We start from the raw sequence: 18,165 nt of genomic DNA on the forward strand, positions 1-18,165 counted from the left end.
GTCTGAAAGCAGATTTTCTCTTGATAATGCCGATTTATTCTGTTGTAAATCAAACATTAAACTATATATGAATTTTTTCCGCCCCCACATGAAAGTTTTTGTCTTGATTGGATAGGGTGTTTGGGTTATCTTTCAAGCTCTTTTACTTCGATAAACGCTCAAGCGTCTGAACCAATTGATCGGGCTGCTTGGCTGCTGCTGTTTTTCTGCAGTGCGCGTACCCTAAACCGCTGCCTTCAGAAATTGCATTACAGGTGCTGTGGCAGAGCCGGCTTCCCCTATTGGTTTACACGCAGAAAAAAGAGGCAGATATGCAGTTATCAGGTGCACAAATACTCGTGCAGAGTCTGAAGGCTGAGGGCGTGGAATACGTTTTCGGCTATCCCGGCGGCGCGGTTCTCGAAATCTACGATGCGCTTTTCCAGCTCAATAAATTCAAACATATTTTGGTCCGCCACGAACAGGCGGCAGTTCACGCGGCAGATGCCTATGCGCGCACCAGCGGCAAAGTGGGCGTGGCGCTGGTTACTTCCGGCCCGGGCGCAACCAATGCCCTGACCGGCATCGCCACTGCTTATTCGGATTCCATTCCCATCGTAGTGATTGCCGGCCAGGTGGCAACACCGGCCATCGGCACCGATGCATTTCAAGAGGTAGACACGGTAGGCATCACCCGCCCCTGCGTGAAACACAATTTTCTGGTAACCGACATCAACGAGCTGACCGTTACCATCAAAAAAGCTTTTCAGATTGCCGCCAGCGGCCGCCCCGGCCCGGTGGTGGTGGATATTCCCAAAGACGTTACCCAGGCGATGGCAAAATTCAGCTATCCGCAGGAAGATATTTTTATCCGCTCCTACCAGCCTGTTACACAGGGCCATACCGGCCAAATCAAAAAAGCCGTGCAGATACTCGCTTCGGCCAAACGCCCGCTGGTGTATTTCGGCGGCGGCGTGGTACTGGGCAATGCGCATCAAGAGCTTATCGATTTGGTACGTTTAACCGGTGCGCCCTGCACCGGCACGTTGATGGGGCTGGGCGCCTACCCTTCGAGCGACCGCCGGTTTCTCGGCATGCTGGGTATGCACGGCACTTATGAAGCCAATTTGGCGATGCAGAATGCCGATGTGGTGGTAGCCGTGGGCGCACGTTTCGATGACCGCGTGGTATCGGTGCCTGCCAAATTCTTGGAAAAATCCAAAAAAATCATTCATATCGATATCGACCCCTCAAGCATCGCCAAGCGTGTGCGGGTGGATGTACCGATTGTGGGCGATGTGAAAAACGTGCTGTCCGAAATGGTGTGCCTGTGGAAAAAGCAGGAGCTGGCGGTTACGCCCGCTGCCCTTGAAAAATGGTGGCAAACCCTCGAAGCATGGCGCAGCCGCAACTGTTTGTGGTTTGATAACGACTGCGAAATCATCAAACCGCAATATGTGGTGCAGAAACTGGCCGAAGTTACCCGAAATTCGGCCATCATCACTTCGGATGTAGGCCAACACCAAATGTTTACCGCGCAATATTATCCGTTTGAGCGTCCGCGCCAATGGCTCAATTCGGGCGGTTTGGGCACGATGGGCGTGGGGCTGCCCTATGCCATGGGTGCCAAGCTGGCCGCGCCCGATCAAGATGTGTTCTGCATCACCGGCGAAGGCTCTATCCAAATGAATATCCAAGAGCTTTCCACCTGCTTCCAATACCGCATTCCGGTTAACATTGTTACCCTCAACAATGGTTATCTCGGCATGGTGCGCCAATGGCAGGAGCTTTATTACAGCAACCGTGAATCCGAAACCTATTTTGATTCGCTGCCCGACTTTGTCAAACTTTCCGAAGCCTACGGCCATGTGGGTATCCGCGTAGATAAAAAATCCGATGTAGAGGGCGCGCTGCGCGAGGCGGTAAGGCTGAAAGAGCGCCTGGTATTTCTCGATTTCATTACCGACAAAAAACAAAACGTGTTCCCGATGGTAGGCAACGGCAAAGGTTTGGACGAAATGGTGCTGCCGCCGCATATGCGCCAAACGCCTGAAGATTCCGATGTAAACGATGTGAGAGACCGTGATTACGACACAAGGAGCGTGCCATAATGCGACATATTTTATCTATCCTGATGGAAAACGAATCAGGCGCGATGAGCCGCGTGGTGGGCTTGTTTTCAGCCCGCGACTACAACATCGATTCATTGGCCGTGGCGGCCACCGAAGACAAAACCCTCTCGCGCATGACCATCGTAACCCACGGCAACGACACTGTTTTGGAGCAGATCACCAAACAGCTCAACAAGCTGGTCGAAGTGGTAAAAGTGGTGGATTTGAACGAAAGCCGCTTCGTAGAGCGCGAGCTGATGCTGGTAAAGCTGCGCGCCTTGGGCAAAGACCGTGATGAATTTCTGCGCCTGGCCGAAATCTACCGCGGCAGCGTGGTGGACGTTACCGACAAAACCTACACAGTCGAAATCACCGGCTCCAGCGACAAATTAGACTCGTTTTTAGAAACCGTAGGCAAAGCCGCGATTCTCGAAACCGTGCGCACCGGTGCCGCAGGCATCGGCAGGGGCGAGCGGATTTTAAGAATTTAAACAGCTTTTTCAGACGGCCTCATGTTCAAAGCAAGGCCGTCTGAAAAAATAGCGAGGAAACCGCCATGCAGCCCGTTAAAATTGCCGCCACCATTGTGGTCAAACCCGAATACCGCCAAGAGCTTCACGGCGTGTTTGGGCAACTGGTATCGGCCAGCCGCCGAGAAGCGGGCAACCTGCGTTACGACCTGCACCAAGACATCGAAAACCCCGACCGCGTGGTGTTTTTCGAAATCTGGCAATCTCAGGCGGCGGTGGACGAACACGGCCAAAGCGCGCATTTTCAAAATTTTCTCAAAGCCATCGAAGGCAAAACCGAAAGCGTCAGCATTGTGCTGATGAGCGATATTTCCGATAACGCCGACCGATAACTTTTTCAAACATTTATCCCACATTTATCCCAAAGGAAGCAATATGCAAGTTTATTACGACAAAGACGCCGACCTCTCCCTCATCAAAGGCAAAACCGTAGCCGTTATCGGCTACGGCTCGCAAGGCCACGCCCATGCGGCCAACCTGAAAGATTCGGGCGTGAACGTGGTCATCGGCCTGCGCGCAGGCAGCTCATGGAACAAAGCCGTTGCCGCCGGACACGATGTGCGCAGCGTAGCCGATGCCGTCAAAGCCGCCGATGTGGTGATGATTCTGCTGCCGGACGAAACCCAGCCTTTTGTTTATCGAAACGAAATCGCCCCCAACCTGAAAGACGGCGCCGCCCTGGCATTCGCCCACGGCTTCAATATCCACTACAACCAAATCGTGCCGCCCCAAAACATCGATGTGATTATGGTTGCCCCCAAAGGCCCCGGCCACACCGTGCGCAGCGAATACCTCAAAGGCGGCGGCGTGCCCACCCTGATTGCCGTTCACCAAGACCACTCCGGCAAAGCCCGCGACATCGCCCTCTCTTACGCCGCAGCCAACGGCGGCACCAAAGGCGGCGTGATTGAAACCAACTTCCGCGAAGAAACCGAAACCGACCTGTTCGGCGAACAGGCCGTGTTGTGCGGCGGCGCGGTAGAGCTGGTGAAATGCGGCTTCGAAACCCTGGTTGAAGCCGGCTATGCCCCCGAAATGGCCTATTTCGAGTGCCTGCACGAGCTGAAACTGATTGTGGATTTGATGTATGAAGGCGGCATTGCCAACATGAACTACTCGATTTCCAACAATGCCGAATACGGCGAATACGTTACCGGCCCCGAAGTGATCACGCCCGCCACCAAAGAAGCGATGAAAAAAGCACTCTACCGCATCCAAAGCGGCGAATACGCCAAAATGTTTATTCAGGAAGGCGCCGCCAACTACGCCAGCATGACCGCCCGCCGCCGCCTGAATGCCGACCACCCCATCGAAAAAGTGGGCGCGCAACTGCGCAGCATGATGCCGTGGATTGCCAAAAACAAACTGGTGGATCTGGACAAAAACTAAACCGGCATACGGTGCGCCATAACGGTTTTTCCCGCTGCCGCAAAACACAGGCCGTCTGAACCCTTTCAGACGGCCTGAAACTTTCTGCATCATCCAAACAGCCAGTGCCTTATAAAAATTCTGCCTGAACTGCCTGCCCCCAACCCAACCGCCGGCTTTGCAAAGCTGCCGGGCGGAAACGGCAGTAATGATTTCAGACGGCCTGCGGTTTCTGCAAATTCAAATATGGGCGGCATGTGGATAACGGCCGTTTAGCGAACCCGTTTTCCCTCCGCCGCAAGAATATAGCCCATCTCTACATTTCCGTTACCGCATGGCTGCACCCCAGCCAGCTCAAAGAAAACAGTTTTATAAGCCCCAGGCGGTACAGAATCAGCTCCGTACTGTCTGCGCGGCCTGCCTTGCACCCAAAGGGTACGATACAGGCCGTCTGAACCCTTTCAGACGGCCTGTATTTGCAATAAGCCAAACCAACATACCATGCTTTTACAGCGGATTCACGATAACGGTTGCAGCAGCGGTATAGATTGAAGGCGAAGCCGCAGGGAGTACACCTGCCCTGCGGCAACCGTTTAGCGGCGGTAGAGTGCCGCCATGGTTTGCGCCGCTTTCACACAGGTTTCCACATCTGCCACCAGCGCGATGCGCACATAGCCTGCACCCGGATTGCCGTGTCCGGTATCCCGCGCCAGAAAGCGGCCGGGCAACACTTGGACGGCGGCCTGCTGCCACAGCGTTTTGGTAAAGGCCAAATCGTCGCCGCCCGGCACTTTCAGCCAAATATAAAACGAAGCATCAGGCAGGCGCACATCAAAAGCGGTTTGCAGGATAGGCAGCACTTTGTCGAATTTTTCCTGATACAGGCGGCGGTTTTCGACAACGTGTGCTTCATCGTTCCAAGCAGCGGTGCTGGCGCGTTGGACGGGAATGCTCATGGCACTGCCGTGATAGGTCCGGTAGAGCAAAAAGGCTTTGAGCAACCCGGCATCGCCCGCCACGAAGCCGGAACGCAGGCCGGGCACGTTGGAGCGTTTGGACAGGCTGGTAAACATCACGATGCCCTTGTTGCTGCGGCCGAGCTGCCGTGCGGCCTGCAAACCACCGATGGGCCGGTTGCCGCCGAAATAGATTTCAGAATAGCATTCGTCAGAAGCAATAACGAAACCGTAGCGCTCCTGCAGGGCGAAGAGTTCCGCCCAATCGCCAAGCTGCATCACGCTGCCGCTTGGGTTGCCGGGCGAACACACAAACACCAGCCTGGTGCGCTGCCAAACGGCTTGCGGCACCTGGCTCCAGTCGGGCAGAAAACGCGGGGCGCGGCAGTTGGCAAAATGAATTTCGCCGCCGCCGAGCAGGGCGGCGCCTTCGTAAATCTGATAAAACGGATTGGGGCAGACCACAGCGGGCTTGGGGCCGTCTGAAACATGCTCGAGCACCACTTGGGCAAAGGCAAACAGCGCTTCTCGGCTGCCGAGCACGGGCAGGATTTCGGTTTCGGGGTTGAGCTGCAGGCCGCCGTAGCGGCGTGCCGCCCAATCGGCACAGGCTTGGCGCAGCTCGGGCAGCCCGGCCGACAAAGGGTATTGTTCAAGCTCGGGCAGAGCGGCGGTGAGCGCATCGGTAATCACGACAGGCGCGGGGTGTTTGGGTTCGCCGATGTGCAGCGGCACGGGCACAACACCGGCGGGAGGATGAATGCCGGCCAGGGCTTCGCGCAAGCGGGCAAATGGGTAAGGTTGCAGGGTGTTAAGTAACGGATTCATAGCATGGGTTTGAACGGCATAATATTGAAAATAATGCGTATCTTAACATCAATCACGCAGGGTGTGCGGCTGCAAAAGCGCGGTTTCCACCGCCGTTGCCGGCGCATTACGGCTGCAATAAAGCCCTGCGGTCGGCTGCAGCGTTTGGGCGGTTAATCACGGCACAAACCGCGCAGAACAAGATACCGAGCCTCAGGCACCACCGGCGCAATCCGCCTTCTCGGCTTGCCGAACCGGCCTCTTCCGGCTGCCAAAGAGATGCAGCGCTGTATCGCTGCTATCTTTGATGCACTGCATATCTACCTCACCGCGCCCGACACATACCACCCCAACACCGCCAGTGCCGCTGCCAGAAACACCCATGCACTGATTTGCACGATTTCGTGCAGGGCGCGTTTCTGTTTACGGCCAAACAGGCGGTGCACCACCAAAGCAACCAGTGCAATCAAAAACACAATGCGTAAAATGCGGCCTATCATGATATTCCGTTTTCCTGCCAAACTTGCCGCAGCGGCCGTCTGAAAAATCCAGCCCCACCCTGCCGGGCTGTGTAAAAACAGTGGGCTACCCGCTGCGGCCATACACACACAAACCATAACCAAACCGCTATAATAGCCGCTTTCCCAAACCAGCGCCTGCCGCCATGACCGACAAAACCGATGTTTGGATTGTAACCCCGCAGAAAATCGCGTTTGAAACGCCGCTTGCCCTGCAAAACGGGCAAACCCTGCCGCGCTTCGATCTGATGGTCGAAACCTACGGCACGCTCAATGCAGATAAATCCAACGCCGTATTGGTCTGCCACGCCCTTTCGGGCAACCACCACGTTGCCGGCCGCCACTCGCCCCACGACAAACACCCCGGCTGGTGGGACACCATGGTCGGCCCCGGCAAGCCCATCGATACCGGCCGCTTTTTTGTGGTGGGGGTAAACAACCTCGGCGGCTGCCACGGCAGCACCGGCCCCTTGAGTACCAACCCTGAAACCGGCGGAGAATACGGTGCCGATTTCCCCGTGGTAACGGTAAAAGACTGGGTACAGAGCCAGGCACGACTGGCCGATTATTTCGGCATCCGACAATGGGCGGCGGTTGCAGGCGGCAGCTTGGGCGGAATGCAGGCCCTGCAATGGGCGGTAGACTTTCCCCGGCGCGTGCGCCATGCGCTGGTGATTGCCTCGGCTACCCGTCTTTCTGCCCAAAATATCGCCTTCAACGACATCGCCCGCCAAGCCATCATCACCGACCCCGATTTCCACAACGGCCACTACCGCCGCCACGGCACCATTCCCCGCCGCGGCCTGCGCATTGCCCGCATGATGGGGCACATCACCTATCTGGCCGAACAAAGCCTGGGCAGAAAATTCGGCCGCAACATGCACGCCGAAGGCTATCGATACAGCTACGATGTTGAATTCGAAGTCGAATCCTACCTGCGCTATCAGGGCGACAAATTTGCCGAGCGCTTCGATGCCAACACCTATCTGCGCATGACCAAAGCGTTGGACTATTTCGCCCCCGCCGCCGAGTTCGGCAACGATTTGACCGCCGCCCTCAAAACCGTGCAGGCCAAATTTTTCGTGGCCGGCTTCAGCAGCGACTGGCGTTTTGCCCCCGCCCGCTCGCGCGCGCTGGTGAAACATTTGGTGAAGGCCGGCAAAAACGTGCAGTATATCGAAATAGAATCGCACCACGGCCACGATGCCTTTCTGATGGCAGACGAGCCTTATCTTTGCGCCGTGCGCACCTATATGGACAACATAGCCCGGGAGTGCTGCCGTGATTGAACTGCGCGATGATCTGCAATTGATTTACGACTGGATTCCCGCCGGCAGCCGCGTGCTGGATTTGGGCTGCGGCAGCGGCGAGCTGCTTTCTGCGCTGATGCGGCAGAAAAACTGCACCGGCTACGGCGTGGAAATCGACACCGAAGGCGTGATTGCCTCGATGTCGCGCGGCATCAACGTGATACAGGCCGATTTGGAGCAGGGGTTGCGCGATTTCGACAGCGGCAGCTTCGATGTTTTGGTACTGAGCCAAACCATACAGGCCATGCAGAACACCGAAACCATCCTGCAAGACCTCACCCGCGTGGCCCGGCAGGCCATCGTGTCGTTTCCCAATTTCGGCTACTGGAAAAACCGCCTGCAAATCGGCCTATCCGGGCATATGCCGGTGAGCGAACGCATGCCCTACCAATGGTATAACACGCCCAATATCCACTGGTGTACGCTGCACGATTTCGACCGCCTGTGCGCCAAAAACCATATCCGCGTGCTCGAGCGCACGGTGATGACCGCCGGCAGGCGCATCAATATCCTGCCCAACCTGCTCGGCAGCCTGGCGTTTTACCGGGTGAGTTAGTTTATGACAAACAATCAAACAGAGGCCGTCTGAAACATTTCAGACGGCCTGAAGTGTATTTATCACAGTATGAAACCTTTGCCCCCAGATGTGGATGCAGTTCAAGGCGCAGCAGCGCAGCGGGCGCAAACATATCAGACAGACAGGCAGGCGAGCGGACAGTACCCCAAAGGGCAGAAACGCACAACACAGAAATGCGCCGCAGATGGGAGCAGGTGCAAAGGCCCCGGCATGGCTGCGTTCCGTTTTCAGCGGAATAACTGCACCGTTGCCAAGCCCAAAGCGGCCAGCAGCAGCGAGCCGAGCAAATGCAGCAAAACCACTGCCAGCACAGCACCCCACCGCTGCGCTTGCAACATACCGATAATTTCCAGCGAAAACCCAGAAAAAGTAGTGAGACTGCCGAGAAAACCGGTGATCAGCAGCAAACGCCAATTGGGGCTGAGCGCAGGGAAACAGTCCAGCAATGCGGCAATCAGGCCGATTAAATAAGCACCCGTCCAGTTTGCCGCCAGCGTGCCGAACGCAAACCACGAAGCCGTGCCCGCAAACCATAGGCCGAACGCGTAGCGCAGCAATGTGCCGAATGCGGTGCCTGCAACGATGGCGGAAAAATTGGCAAACATGGTGCTATCCTGTCAAACCGAAAAGGCGGCCGGTGCCGGAAAAGGTTTTCAGACGGCCTGAAATCTTGGCAAAACTCATTAAAGCCGTCTGAGATGTTGGATTCCGTCATGCTCGGGCTTGATCCGATAATCCAGCATTTGCATTCAGGCGGAAGGTGGATATTTCAGAAGTATCCGGCACCGGATTGCCGGGTCAAGCCCGGCAATGGCGGGCTGTGCTACCGGAAACCGTGTATCCGCATAAGTTTTCAGATGGCCGGAAGCCAGTGCCGCAAAGGTTTTGGTCTGAAACCTTTACAGTGGATTCAATTAATTTTCAGTAGTAAGGCAACAAGCCGCAGCAACGTTGTAATGGAGTAAGCAGATTCACTATAGCAGGCCGTTTAGGCCGTCTGAACATTATACTCGGATCAAGCCCGGGGGTATGGCGGGAAGCCGACAACCGGCTATCCGGCAAAAGCTACGGCATTTATTCCGCTGCAGGCAGCTCCATCGCCAGCACGGCGGCCTGCTGACGGCGGCGGAAGGCTTCGAGTTGTTCGGCCAGCCCGGGGCTTTCGTTGGCCAGCATGGCCACGGCAAACAAAGCTGCGTTGGCAGCACCGGCCCCACCGATGGCAAACGTGGCCACAGGAATGCCTTTGGGCATCTGCACGATAGACAGCAACGAATCTTTTCCGCTCAGATATCTGCCCGGCACGGGCACACCCAACACCGGCACGGTGGTTTTGGCCGCCACCATGCCGGGCAGATGGGCTGCTCCGCCCGCGCCGGCAATAATGGCTTTGATGCCGCGCGCACGCGCGTTTTCGGCGTATTCAAACATTAAATCGGGAGTGCGGTGCGCGGAAACCACGCGGGCTTCATAAGCTACGCCGAACGCTTCCAAAATCTTTGCGGCCTGCTGCATCACCGGCCAGTCGCTGCTGCTGCCCATGATAATGCCGATTTGAATCATTGCTGCTCCTTAAAATAGGGTTGGGGGGACGGGAAACCGCTGTCTGTGTCCGGCGGCGTCCAAGGCGCAACGGCAGCAGAACCGGCTTCATTTTTGCTGCGCCGCTGCCGCGCCCTGCCCCGCTGCTTTATGGTTTGTTTATGGTTTGCGGCCGATTACCCTGAGTCGGAAAACGGGCAGCCCATTATACACAAGGGCATGCCCCGAAGCGGGATTACAGCCGTCTGAAAAAGCTTTCAGACGGCCTGAGATCTTTGCAAAAATACCTTTAATAATGCCGTCTGAAATGCTTAAATCCGTTATTCCCGCCTACACGGGGGAGCGCACAGCGGACGTGCAAAGCTCATGACGATTATTGAATATTTCAGACGGCCTGAATGAGTTTTGGCAAAGGTTTCGGCCTGTCAGCGTTTTTTCAATTCGGCATAAGCGCGCTTGGCCGCCGGGCTGTCGGGATAGGTTTGAATCAGTTTGCGCCAAGTGTCGCGGGCGATGTCCTGCTGCTGCATACGGTATTGGCACGAGCCGACACCGAACAGGGCTTCAGATGCCTGGGGGTTGTTGCGGAAACGTTTGGCAAAGCGGTTGCCGATATTGATCACCGATTCGCAGTTACCCATGCGCTGGTGGCTTTGCAGCAGCAGATACATTTGCTCGCGGGCATCATCGCTGCCGTTGCCGCCGCTGTCGGCACCGCGCAACAGCGCAATGGCGGCGGCGTAATTGCCGCTGCGGTATTGCCTGAGGGCATGGTCGTATCCGCCGGCAACGGGGCGGGCGGAGTCTGCCGGGGCGGCTGCACCGCTGCCGCTGCGTGCGGCCGTGCGGGCGGCAGGGCGGCGTTCCAATTGACGCACACGGGTTTGCAGGCTTTCTATCTGCTGCTCCAAACGGGCCGTCTGAATGCCCAGTTTATGGATTTGCGCCTGCATATCGGGTTCGGGATAGGGAATACGCGCTTGGGGCGGACGACTTTGGGTTGCCGGAGCCGGAGAAGCGGCCATATCGGCGCAGGCATTGAGCAGAAAAACGCAAAACAGCAGGGCGGGAAATTTGGAAGGCATGATGTTCTCACGGTTATTTTTTCAACAACAGGGTAAGGCCGTCGCCCACGGGCAGCGTGATGGGAATAATGCGGTTATCGTGCGGCAGGTTGCGGTTGAATGCCTGTAAAACGGCATGGGCATCGGGGCTGTCGGCGGTAGCAGGCTGCAGCACGCGTGAACCGAGCAATACATTGTCGATAGCGATGATGCCGCCGCTGCGCACCAGTTGCAGACAACGCTCGTAATATTGCGGGGTGGGCGGTTTGTCGGCATCAATCAAGGCGATGTCGTAGCTGCCGCTGCGGCCTGCGGCGATTAAATCATCGAGCGTGAGCAGCGCGGGTTGCAGGTGCAGGGTGATTTTGTGCGCCACGCCTGCGGCCTGCCAAGTTTCGCGGGCGGTGTCGGTGAAAGTAACGTTGATGTCGCAGGCGGTAACGGTGCCTTCGGGCGGCAGCACCAAAGCCATAGCGGTGCTGCTGTAGCCGGTAAACACGCCCACTTCGAGATAATGTTCGGCGCGAATCAGCCGCGCCAGCCATGTGAGCAGCGCGGCCTGCTCGGGCGCAACGGCCATTTTGCCCAAGCGGTGTCCGGACATACGGCGGCGCAGGGCGGCCAAAACGGGCGGCTCGGGCTCGCCGATGCTGTTCAGATAGCCGGCAAGCTGCGGGGAAATATGGTGTTTGTGGGTTGACATGGCTGCAAAGGCCGCCTGAACGGCATCAGTCGGGCTGGTAGGCGTAGGGCTTTTTCGGCAGTTTGGCCGCTTCATAGCCCGCCTGTTCTTCGGGGTTGAGTTCCACATCCCACAAAAGGGCGCGGTTTTTCAGGCGTTGCTGAGCCTCTTGCGGGTGTTTTTCGATGTAGTCGTTAAGAAAACGGGTGGCCTCGGATTGGTAGTGATACATGGGGTGTTCTCTTTCGGTTTGATGCATTTATGTTGCTCAATACGCGCAATTATAGCCGAAAAAACGGCATATGCGGCGCAGTGATGGGGTATAATGCGCCGTTTTGCCGGCAGTGCGGCGGATTTGGCAGACAAGCCTGCCTGTCGGGTAACGCAGGCCGTCTGAAACCTTTTGCAGCAAGGTTTGCATTCAGGTTTTTCTGCAAAGGTTTCGGGTGTCGGAAAAGCCGGGGTGTTGCGCTTTCCATGCGCAAACGGCGTGTGTTTTGCCGCAATCACGGCTTCGTGATTTTTTGGGTATACTCAAAAAACATGCGGCTCCGCCGTGCCTTTCGGCATCACTCTCTCCGAAAATCCCAAAACGGGCGTTCGGATAAAAGTGATAAAGTGTAAACAACACTAGAATTTTCTACATTTCAGGCATTTCAGACGGCCCGGTATTTGTTTTATGGTTGGATCAATATGTTGAAAAAATGGCTGCGCAAAGTGCTGCCCGGCAAATCGGGCAGGCTGCGTGCGCACAAAGAAACGGTTGCATTTGCCGAACACCGAATCAGCGCCGATATGCTCAGCTTCGCCGCCGAAAAAGTGGTGCGCCGCCTGCACAACGAAGGTTTCGAAGCCTATGTGGTGGGCGGTGCGGTGCGCGATCTGCTGCTGGGCATCGAGCCGAAAGATTTCGATGTGGCCACCGATGCCACGCCCGAGCAGGTGCGTAAAATATTCCGCCGCAGCCGCATCATCGGCCGGCGTTTCCAGATCGTGCACGTGATGGTGGGGCCGGAAACCATCGAAGTTACCACATTCCGCGGCGGCGGCAAGGTGCAGCACAACGAACACGGCCGTATCATGAAAGACAACACCTACGGCAGCATGGAAGAAGATGCCGTGCGCCGCGATTTCACCTGCAATGCGCTGTATTACGACCCGATACGCCAACAGATCATCGATTTCCATCACGGCGTGGCCGACATCCGCGCGCGCAGGCTGGTGATGATCGGCGACCCGGGCTCGCGCTATCAGGAAGACCCCGTGCGCGTGTTGCGCGCCGTGCGCCTGTCGGCCAAGCTCGGCTTTGAAGTAGAGCGGGAAACCGCCGCTCCGATTGCCGAGCATGCCGGCCGTCTGAAACAGGAGCCGGCGGCGCGCCTGTTTGACGAAATCATGAAGCTGCTGTTTTCCGGCCACGCCCTGCAATGCCTGGCACAATTCGAGCGTTTGGGCGTGGCGGCCGGCATCCACCCGATTCTCACCGCCCTGCAACAGGCGGGAAAAAACGGGCAGGGCATGATTACGCACGCCCTGCGCAACACCGATGAGCGCTTGCTCGCCGGCAAATCGGTGTCGGTAGGTTTCGTGCTGGCCGCCGTGATGTGGCCGCAGCTCGAAAGCTGTTGGCAACGCAATCTCGCCGCCGGCCAAAAGCCTGCACCCGCGCTCACCCAAGCCGTTAATGAGCTGCGCGACATCGGAAAAGGCTGGGGTGTGCCGCAGCGGTTTTCCGCCACCATGCGCGAAATCTGGCAGCTTCAGCCGCAATTTGCCAACCGTCGCGGCGCACGCCCGCACCGCCTGATTGCCCACCCGCGCTTTCGCGCTGCCTACGATTTTCTGCTGCTGCGCGCCGAAACCGGCAGTGCCGACCCCGGGCTGGCGCAATGGTGGACGGCCTTCCAACACGCCGGTGATGAAACCCGCCTGCTGATGAGTGCAGGGCAGGAAAAGGAAAACGGCGGCGCAGGCGGAGAAAAACGCAAACGCCGCCGCAGGCCGCGCAAAAAGAAAGAAGGAAGCAGCCATGCCGTCTGAAAACCGTTTGGCTTTAACACTGCTGTTCCGCGAGTATTGCAGCCTGTGCCGCAAAATGCGCAATGCCCTGCTGCCCTATCAAGCCGAATACGGATTTGATTTGGAAATCATCGATGTGGACAGCCACCCGCAGCTGGAAGAAAAATACAACGAACTCGTGCCCGTTTTGCTGCACGGCCACACCGAAATCTGCCATTGGTTTTTAGACGAACCCAAATTGCAGGCTTTTTTGCACGCCTGCCGCCAGAGTTAAACCACTTGTTTGGCAACCGCTCCCTGCAAATTTCAGGCCGTCTGAAAACAATTTGTTCAGACGGCCTGATATCTTTGTGCCGCGCCGCAAAAACCCTTACACTACCCGCTTTCACCGCCACAAAAAGGAACCACCATGAGAAGCCGCCGTTTACGCGAACTGCTTGAATTGCTGCAACCCTATTGGTCGAAAGACCCCGAGCTGAACCTCACGCAGGTTTTGCAGAAAATCGCCGCCGAAGCGGGCTTTCACAAACCGCTTGCCGAGCTGACAGACGAAGTGGTTATCTACCACCTGAAAATGAGCAGCCTCGGCAGACACGAACCCGTTCCGGGCGTGCAGAAAGATTATGAAGAAGACTTCAAAACCGCCCTGCTCAAAGCGCGCGGCATCATCAAAGAATAAAACAGAGAGCGGAATCCAAAACCATTTGCGTGCGCCCATGCCCGCACACGATACCGGCGCAGCAAACACCGGCATGAATTTGCAAACGCTTCAGGCCGTCTGAATCATCAAAACCGCCCTACTTCCAACCTATTTTCCAACCCGCCATGCACGCACAGCCGTTTGACCCGCTCGCCATTGCCGTTGAAGGCACCAACCTGATTGAAGCCTCGGCCGGCACAGGCAAAACCTACAACATCGCCGCCCTCTTCACCCGCCTGATTGTGCTCGAAAAAATGCCGGTGGAAAGCATATTGGTGGTTACGTTTACCAAAGCTGCCACCGCCGAGCTGAAAACCCGCCTGCGCGCGCGCTTGGACGATGCCTTGTCGGCGTTGGAACACGGCGGCACTTCAGACGGCCTGCAAAACCACTACCTCAGCCGCCACCCCGGCGACGGCTTTATCCTGCCGCTGCTGCAGCAAGCCCTGCAGCACGAAAGCCGCGAAAGGCTGATGGTTCGCCTGCAGGCCGCCATCAGTCGATTCGACAATGCCTCGATTTACACCATACACGGCTTCTGCCAGCGGCTGCTGCGCGACTATGCCTTTTTGTGCCAAGTGCCGTTCGATGTCTCGCTCACCGGCGACACCCGCGAACGCCTGCTCACGCCCGCGCAGGATTTCTGGCGCGAAAAAGTGTCGCCCAACCCGTTGTTGGCACAATTGGTGTTCAAAAACCGGCAAACCCCGCAAACCGCGCTGGCGGCCGTCAAACACTTTACCGGCCGCCCTTATTTGGTTTTCAGACGGCCTGAGAGCGATTTAGCCGCAAGCTACGCTGCGGCAGAACAAAGCTGGCAGGAAATCCGCACCGCCCTGCCCGCTTTGGAAGAAAAATTCTGGACGCTGTTTGCCACCGTTTTAAACGGCACCTATTTCAAAAAGCCTTCCTATCAAGAACTCTTCGCCACCCTGCAACAGGCCGCCGCACACAACCGCCTGCCCGAGGTGCCGCAAGAAGCCAAGAAAAAGGAAGATTTTTTCAAACGTTTGGAAAACCTTTCTGCCGAAACCCTGCCCGGCAAAATCAAAAAAGGCAAAACGCTAGATGCCCAAACGCAGGCCGGGTTCGACAAACTGGCCGCGTTCGGCCGCCAACTGGCCGGCATTGCCCAAACCGAACAAAACGCCCTTGCCGCCCTTTATTTCGATCTGCTCGACTATCTTGCCGCCGCGCTGGCCGAACACAAAAAAAACCACCGCGAGCGGGTGTTTGACGATTTACTGCTCGATGTTTACCACGCCCTCGCCACCGGCGCACACGCCGATGCGCTGGCGCAAGCTGCCGCAGCCGACTGGCAGGCCGCACTGATAGACGAATTCCAAGACACCGACCCGCTGCAATACACCATCTTCAGCCGTCTGTTTGCCGGGCAAAACCGCCCGCTGTTTTTGGTGGGCGACCCCAAACAGGCCATTTACAGCTTTCGCGGCGCCGATATCCACGCCTATCTGCAGGCCGCGCACGATGCCGGCAAACGCTACACGCTGGCAGTCAACCACCGCAGCCACGGTAAGCTGATACGCAGCATCAACGCCCTTTTCCGGCTAAAAAACCGCCCGTTCGTCATCGACCATATCGGCTATGCCGATGTGGGTGCCTCACGCGAAACCTGCCGTCTGAACGCCGGCGGCAGCGCCATACAGGTGCGCTGGCTCAACCGCCCCGATGAAAACAGCAACAAAGACATGCTGCGCAGCCGTGCCGCCGCATACTGCGCCGATGAAATCGCCGGCCTGCTCAACCAAGCCGCAGCAGGCCGTCTGAACTACCGCAAACATCCCGATGATGCCGGAAAACCGCTGCAGTCGGGGCAGATTGCCGTATTGGTGCGCACCTACAACGAAGGGCGGATGGCGGCCGCCGAATTGAAAAAACGCGGCATTCAAAGCGTGTTGTTAAGCCGCGAATCGGTGTTTGCCACCGAAGAAGCCGCAGCCGTTGCCGCCCTGCTCGGCTTTTGGCTGCAGCCGCACGACACCGGGCCGCTGCGTTTCGTGCTCGGCGGCGTGCTGTTCAACCAAACAGCCGCCGAACTCTACGCCCTCAACCGTGATGAAAACAGCCTGCTCGAATGGATGGCATCGGCACACGATGCTGCCGAAACCTGGCAGCAATACGGCATTTACGCCGCCATGCAGCAGTTTGCCGCGCGCCACGGCATTGAAGAGCGGCTGCTGGCCGAAGGCAACGAACGCAGCCTCACCAACTATCACCAGATTATCGAAAGGCTGGCCGAAGAAAGCGGACACAACCTCGGCCCCGCCCCGCTGCACCAATGGCTGCTCTCGCAAATTCAGACGGCCGCCGACAACACCGCCCACCCCGACAACAACCTGCTGCGGCTGGAAAGCGATGAAAACCTGGTGCAAATCGTAACCATGCACGCCGCCAAAGGCTTGCAGTATCCCGTGGTATTCTGCCCGTTTGTGTGGGACAGCAAAAAGCCCGAAAACCACTGGCAGATTCTCCACCGCAACGGACAGGCCGAACTGCTCGCCCCCCACCAGCCCGATGAAGCCGACAGCAGCCGCCTTGCCGATGAAAACCTCAGCGAAAACCTTCGCCTGCTCTACGTTGCCCTTACCCGTGCCGAAGAGCGCCTGACCGTGTATGCCGCACATTGCAGCGACACCCCCCGCAACCCGCTGGCCTATCTGCTCGAAGGCGGCACAGACGCAGGCCGCGCCGAAACCGAAGCTGCCTATACCGCCGCCGCAAAAACCGAGCGGGCCGCCAAATTGAAGCGCAACTGGCAGCAGTTTATTGCAAACGCCCCCCCCAACACCGATTTTGCGTTCACCGAAGACATACCGCCGGCGGCAAACTACCGGCCGCCGGCGGCTTCAGACGGCCGCTATCTGGCGCAAAACCTGCCTGTCCGGCTGTTTGAAACCATAAACCACACCAGCTTCACCGGTTTAAGCCGCCAAACCCGCCACCGCAGCGGAGATAGGGAGCAGGCCGGCGAAGAGCTGCAACCGACCATCGATCTGGCCGAAACCGGTGATGCGCCCGTATTCAGGCCGTCTGAAAACCCACCAAGCCCGGGCGGGCGCGATATCCATGCTTTTGCGCGCGGAGCCGATGCCGGCGTTTGCCTGCACGAAATTTTAGAGCAGTTTGACTTTTCCACCCCCGCATCCGACCAAAGCGATCTCGTGCGCACCGTCCTTGAACGCTACGGCTTCGAGCCGCATTGGCAGCAGGCCGTTGAAACCATGCTCGACCACACCCGTTCTGCACCGCTGGGCAGCGGCACGCTCGCCGACACGCCCACAAAACGCCGCCGCGCCGAAATGGCATTCACGCTGCATATGCACGACTTCACGCTCAAACACCTGCAGCAATGGTTTGCCCGCCCCGATAACGGCCTGCCCGCCGAGTGTGCCGCTGCCGCCCAACTCTTGGATTTTAACGATGTAAAAGGCTTTCTCAACGGCTTTATCGATATGGTGTGCCTGCATTCAGACGGCCTCGTTACCCTAATCGATTATAAGTCCAACCATCTCGGGCCAACCGCCGCCGATTACCACCAGGCGGCCATGAACGAAGCGGTGGCACACCACCACTATTACCTGCAGGCCTTGATTTACGCCATTGCCGCCGCACGCTATTTCCGTTCACGGCAACAGCCTGTGCAGAAAATCGCCGTACGCTATCTCTTTCTGCGCGGCCTTAACGGCAGCGGCAACGGCATTTGGGCTTGGGATTTCGATATCGGGCTGCTGTCCGGCTGGCTGGAAAACGGCTGAGTCTGTTACGTTTATTTTATGGTTCAGCCAAAATACAAACGATACCGCCCTTCCGTGCCGCCCATAGTGAGCCCGCTTTATTTGGATTGCGGCTCTGCTGCGCCCCAGCCCAAAGAGCACGGTTTTGCCGGCCGCTAAAGCGGCAGTGTAGCCGGCTCCATATTGTCTGTGCGGCCTGCGGCCCTGCTCCGTATCGAAAACAAAGCGGATTCACCATACGCTGTAT

At 57.3% G+C, this 18,165-nt stretch carries 19 protein-coding genes; 10 read left to right on the forward strand and 9 right to left on the reverse strand.

Annotated features, from left to right (window positions below):
- The first annotated feature begins 311 nt into the window (after window positions 1–311).
- The 4 genes from ilvB to ilvC all read left to right on the forward strand — a co-directional run bounded on the left by ilvB (window position 312) and on the right by ilvC (window position 4,009).
- Entirely contained in the window at window positions 312–2,090 is a 1,779-nt protein-coding gene (ilvB, locus tag H7A79_RS07975; protein ID WP_186999886.1) for a biosynthetic-type acetolactate synthase large subunit, read from the forward strand.
- Entirely contained in the window at window positions 2,090–2,581 is a 492-nt protein-coding gene (ilvN, locus tag H7A79_RS07980; RefSeq protein ID WP_135033648.1) for an acetolactate synthase small subunit, read from the forward strand. The genes ilvB and ilvN overlap by 1 nt, the downstream gene beginning before the upstream one ends.
- Window positions 2,582–2,646: 65 nt before the next feature.
- The gene (locus tag H7A79_RS07985) at window positions 2,647–2,952 is read left to right on the forward strand and encodes a putative quinol monooxygenase (RefSeq protein ID WP_135033646.1); all 306 of its coding nucleotides are present in this window, start codon (window positions 2,647–2,649) and stop codon (window positions 2,950–2,952) included.
- 43 nt (window positions 2,953–2,995) lie between these two features.
- Entirely contained in the window at window positions 2,996–4,009 is a 1,014-nt protein-coding gene (gene ilvC / locus H7A79_RS07990; RefSeq protein ID WP_186999887.1) for a ketol-acid reductoisomerase, read from the forward strand.
- A 572-nt stretch (window positions 4,010–4,581) separates the two neighbouring features.
- Here the strand turns inward: ilvC and dapC are convergent.
- Both dapC and H7A79_RS08000 read right to left on the reverse strand, forming a co-directional pair.
- Complete coding sequence (gene dapC / locus H7A79_RS07995; protein ID WP_186999888.1) at window positions 4,582–5,772, reverse strand: succinyldiaminopimelate transaminase; 1,191 nt, start codon at window positions 5,770–5,772, stop codon at window positions 4,582–4,584.
- A 299-nt stretch (window positions 5,773–6,071) separates the two neighbouring features.
- Window positions 6,072–6,251: a protein MIGRI gene (locus H7A79_RS08000; RefSeq protein ID WP_135033387.1), complete on the reverse strand. Its 180-nt coding sequence runs from the start codon at window positions 6,249–6,251 to the stop codon at window positions 6,072–6,074.
- 164 nt (window positions 6,252–6,415) lie between these two features.
- Between H7A79_RS08000 and metX the strand changes: the two genes are divergently transcribed.
- Together metX and metW are read left to right on the forward strand one after the other, a co-directional pair.
- Window positions 6,416–7,558, forward strand: a complete 1,143-nt coding sequence (gene metX / locus H7A79_RS08005; RefSeq protein WP_186999889.1) for a homoserine O-succinyltransferase MetX — start codon at window positions 6,416–6,418, stop codon at window positions 7,556–7,558.
- Window positions 7,554–8,135, forward strand: a complete 582-nt coding sequence (metW, locus tag H7A79_RS08010; RefSeq protein ID WP_187001661.1) for a methionine biosynthesis protein MetW — start codon at window positions 7,554–7,556, stop codon at window positions 8,133–8,135. The genes metX and metW overlap by 5 nt, the downstream gene beginning before the upstream one ends.
- 1 nt (window position 8,136) lies before the next feature.
- Here the strand turns inward: metW and H7A79_RS08015 are convergent, their stop codons facing one another.
- The 7 genes from H7A79_RS08015 to H7A79_RS08045 all read right to left on the reverse strand — a co-directional run bounded on the left by H7A79_RS08015 (window position 8,137) and on the right by H7A79_RS08045 (window position 11,865).
- Window positions 8,137–8,340 carry a lipoprotein signal peptidase gene (locus H7A79_RS08015; RefSeq protein WP_246408133.1) on the reverse strand — a complete coding sequence of 68 codons (204 nt, stop codon included), beginning with the start codon at window positions 8,338–8,340 and terminating at the stop codon, window positions 8,137–8,139.
- 43 nt (window positions 8,341–8,383) lie between these two features.
- Entirely contained in the window at window positions 8,384–8,761 is a 378-nt protein-coding gene (gene crcB, locus H7A79_RS08020; protein ID WP_186999890.1) for a fluoride efflux transporter CrcB, read from the reverse strand.
- 469 nt (window positions 8,762–9,230) lie between these two features.
- Window positions 9,231–9,719, reverse strand: a complete 489-nt coding sequence (gene purE / locus H7A79_RS08025; RefSeq protein WP_186999891.1) for a 5-(carboxyamino)imidazole ribonucleotide mutase — start codon at window positions 9,717–9,719, stop codon at window positions 9,231–9,233.
- Window positions 9,720–10,123: 404 nt separating this feature from the next.
- Complete coding sequence (locus H7A79_RS08030; RefSeq protein ID WP_186999892.1) at window positions 10,124–10,783, reverse strand: tetratricopeptide repeat protein; 660 nt, start codon at window positions 10,781–10,783, stop codon at window positions 10,124–10,126.
- Window positions 10,784–10,796: 13 nt separating this feature from the next.
- The gene (locus tag H7A79_RS08035; protein ID WP_186999893.1) at window positions 10,797–11,465 is read right to left on the reverse strand and encodes a class I SAM-dependent methyltransferase; all 669 of its coding nucleotides are present in this window, start codon (window positions 11,463–11,465) and stop codon (window positions 10,797–10,799) included.
- A 25-nt stretch (window positions 11,466–11,490) separates the two neighbouring features.
- Complete coding sequence (locus tag H7A79_RS08040; RefSeq protein WP_135033744.1) at window positions 11,491–11,676, reverse strand: DUF3460 family protein; 186 nt, start codon at window positions 11,674–11,676, stop codon at window positions 11,491–11,493.
- Between the two features lie 36 nt (window positions 11,677–11,712).
- Window positions 11,713–11,865, reverse strand: a complete 153-nt coding sequence (locus tag H7A79_RS08045) for a hypothetical protein (RefSeq protein ID WP_186999894.1) — start codon at window positions 11,863–11,865, stop codon at window positions 11,713–11,715.
- A gap of 272 nt (window positions 11,866–12,137) precedes the next feature.
- On the opposite strand from H7A79_RS08045, the gene pcnB reads away from it, so the two are divergent.
- The 4 genes from pcnB (at window position 12,138) to recB (ending at window position 17,939) form a co-directional block, all read left to right on the forward strand.
- Window positions 12,138–13,484 (forward strand): polynucleotide adenylyltransferase PcnB, encoded by a 1,347-nt coding sequence (pcnB, locus tag H7A79_RS08050; protein WP_186999895.1) that lies wholly within the window; start codon window positions 12,138–12,140, stop codon window positions 13,482–13,484.
- 7 nt (window positions 13,485–13,491) lie between these two features.
- Window positions 13,492–13,737 (forward strand): glutaredoxin family protein, encoded by a 246-nt coding sequence (locus H7A79_RS08055; protein ID WP_228068095.1) that lies wholly within the window; start codon window positions 13,492–13,494, stop codon window positions 13,735–13,737.
- 135 nt (window positions 13,738–13,872) lie between these two features.
- Complete coding sequence (locus H7A79_RS08060) at window positions 13,873–14,142, forward strand: YihD family protein (protein ID WP_135033626.1); 270 nt, start codon at window positions 13,873–13,875, stop codon at window positions 14,140–14,142.
- Between the two features lie 146 nt (window positions 14,143–14,288).
- Window positions 14,289–17,939: an exodeoxyribonuclease V subunit beta gene (recB, locus tag H7A79_RS08065; protein ID WP_186999896.1), complete on the forward strand. Its 3,651-nt coding sequence runs from the start codon at window positions 14,289–14,291 to the stop codon at window positions 17,937–17,939.
- The last annotated feature ends 226 nt before the right edge of the window (window positions 17,940–18,165 follow it).

Source organism: Neisseria musculi, from assembly GCF_014297595.2.
GTDB lineage: Bacteria > Pseudomonadota > Gammaproteobacteria > Burkholderiales > Neisseriaceae > Neisseria > Neisseria musculi.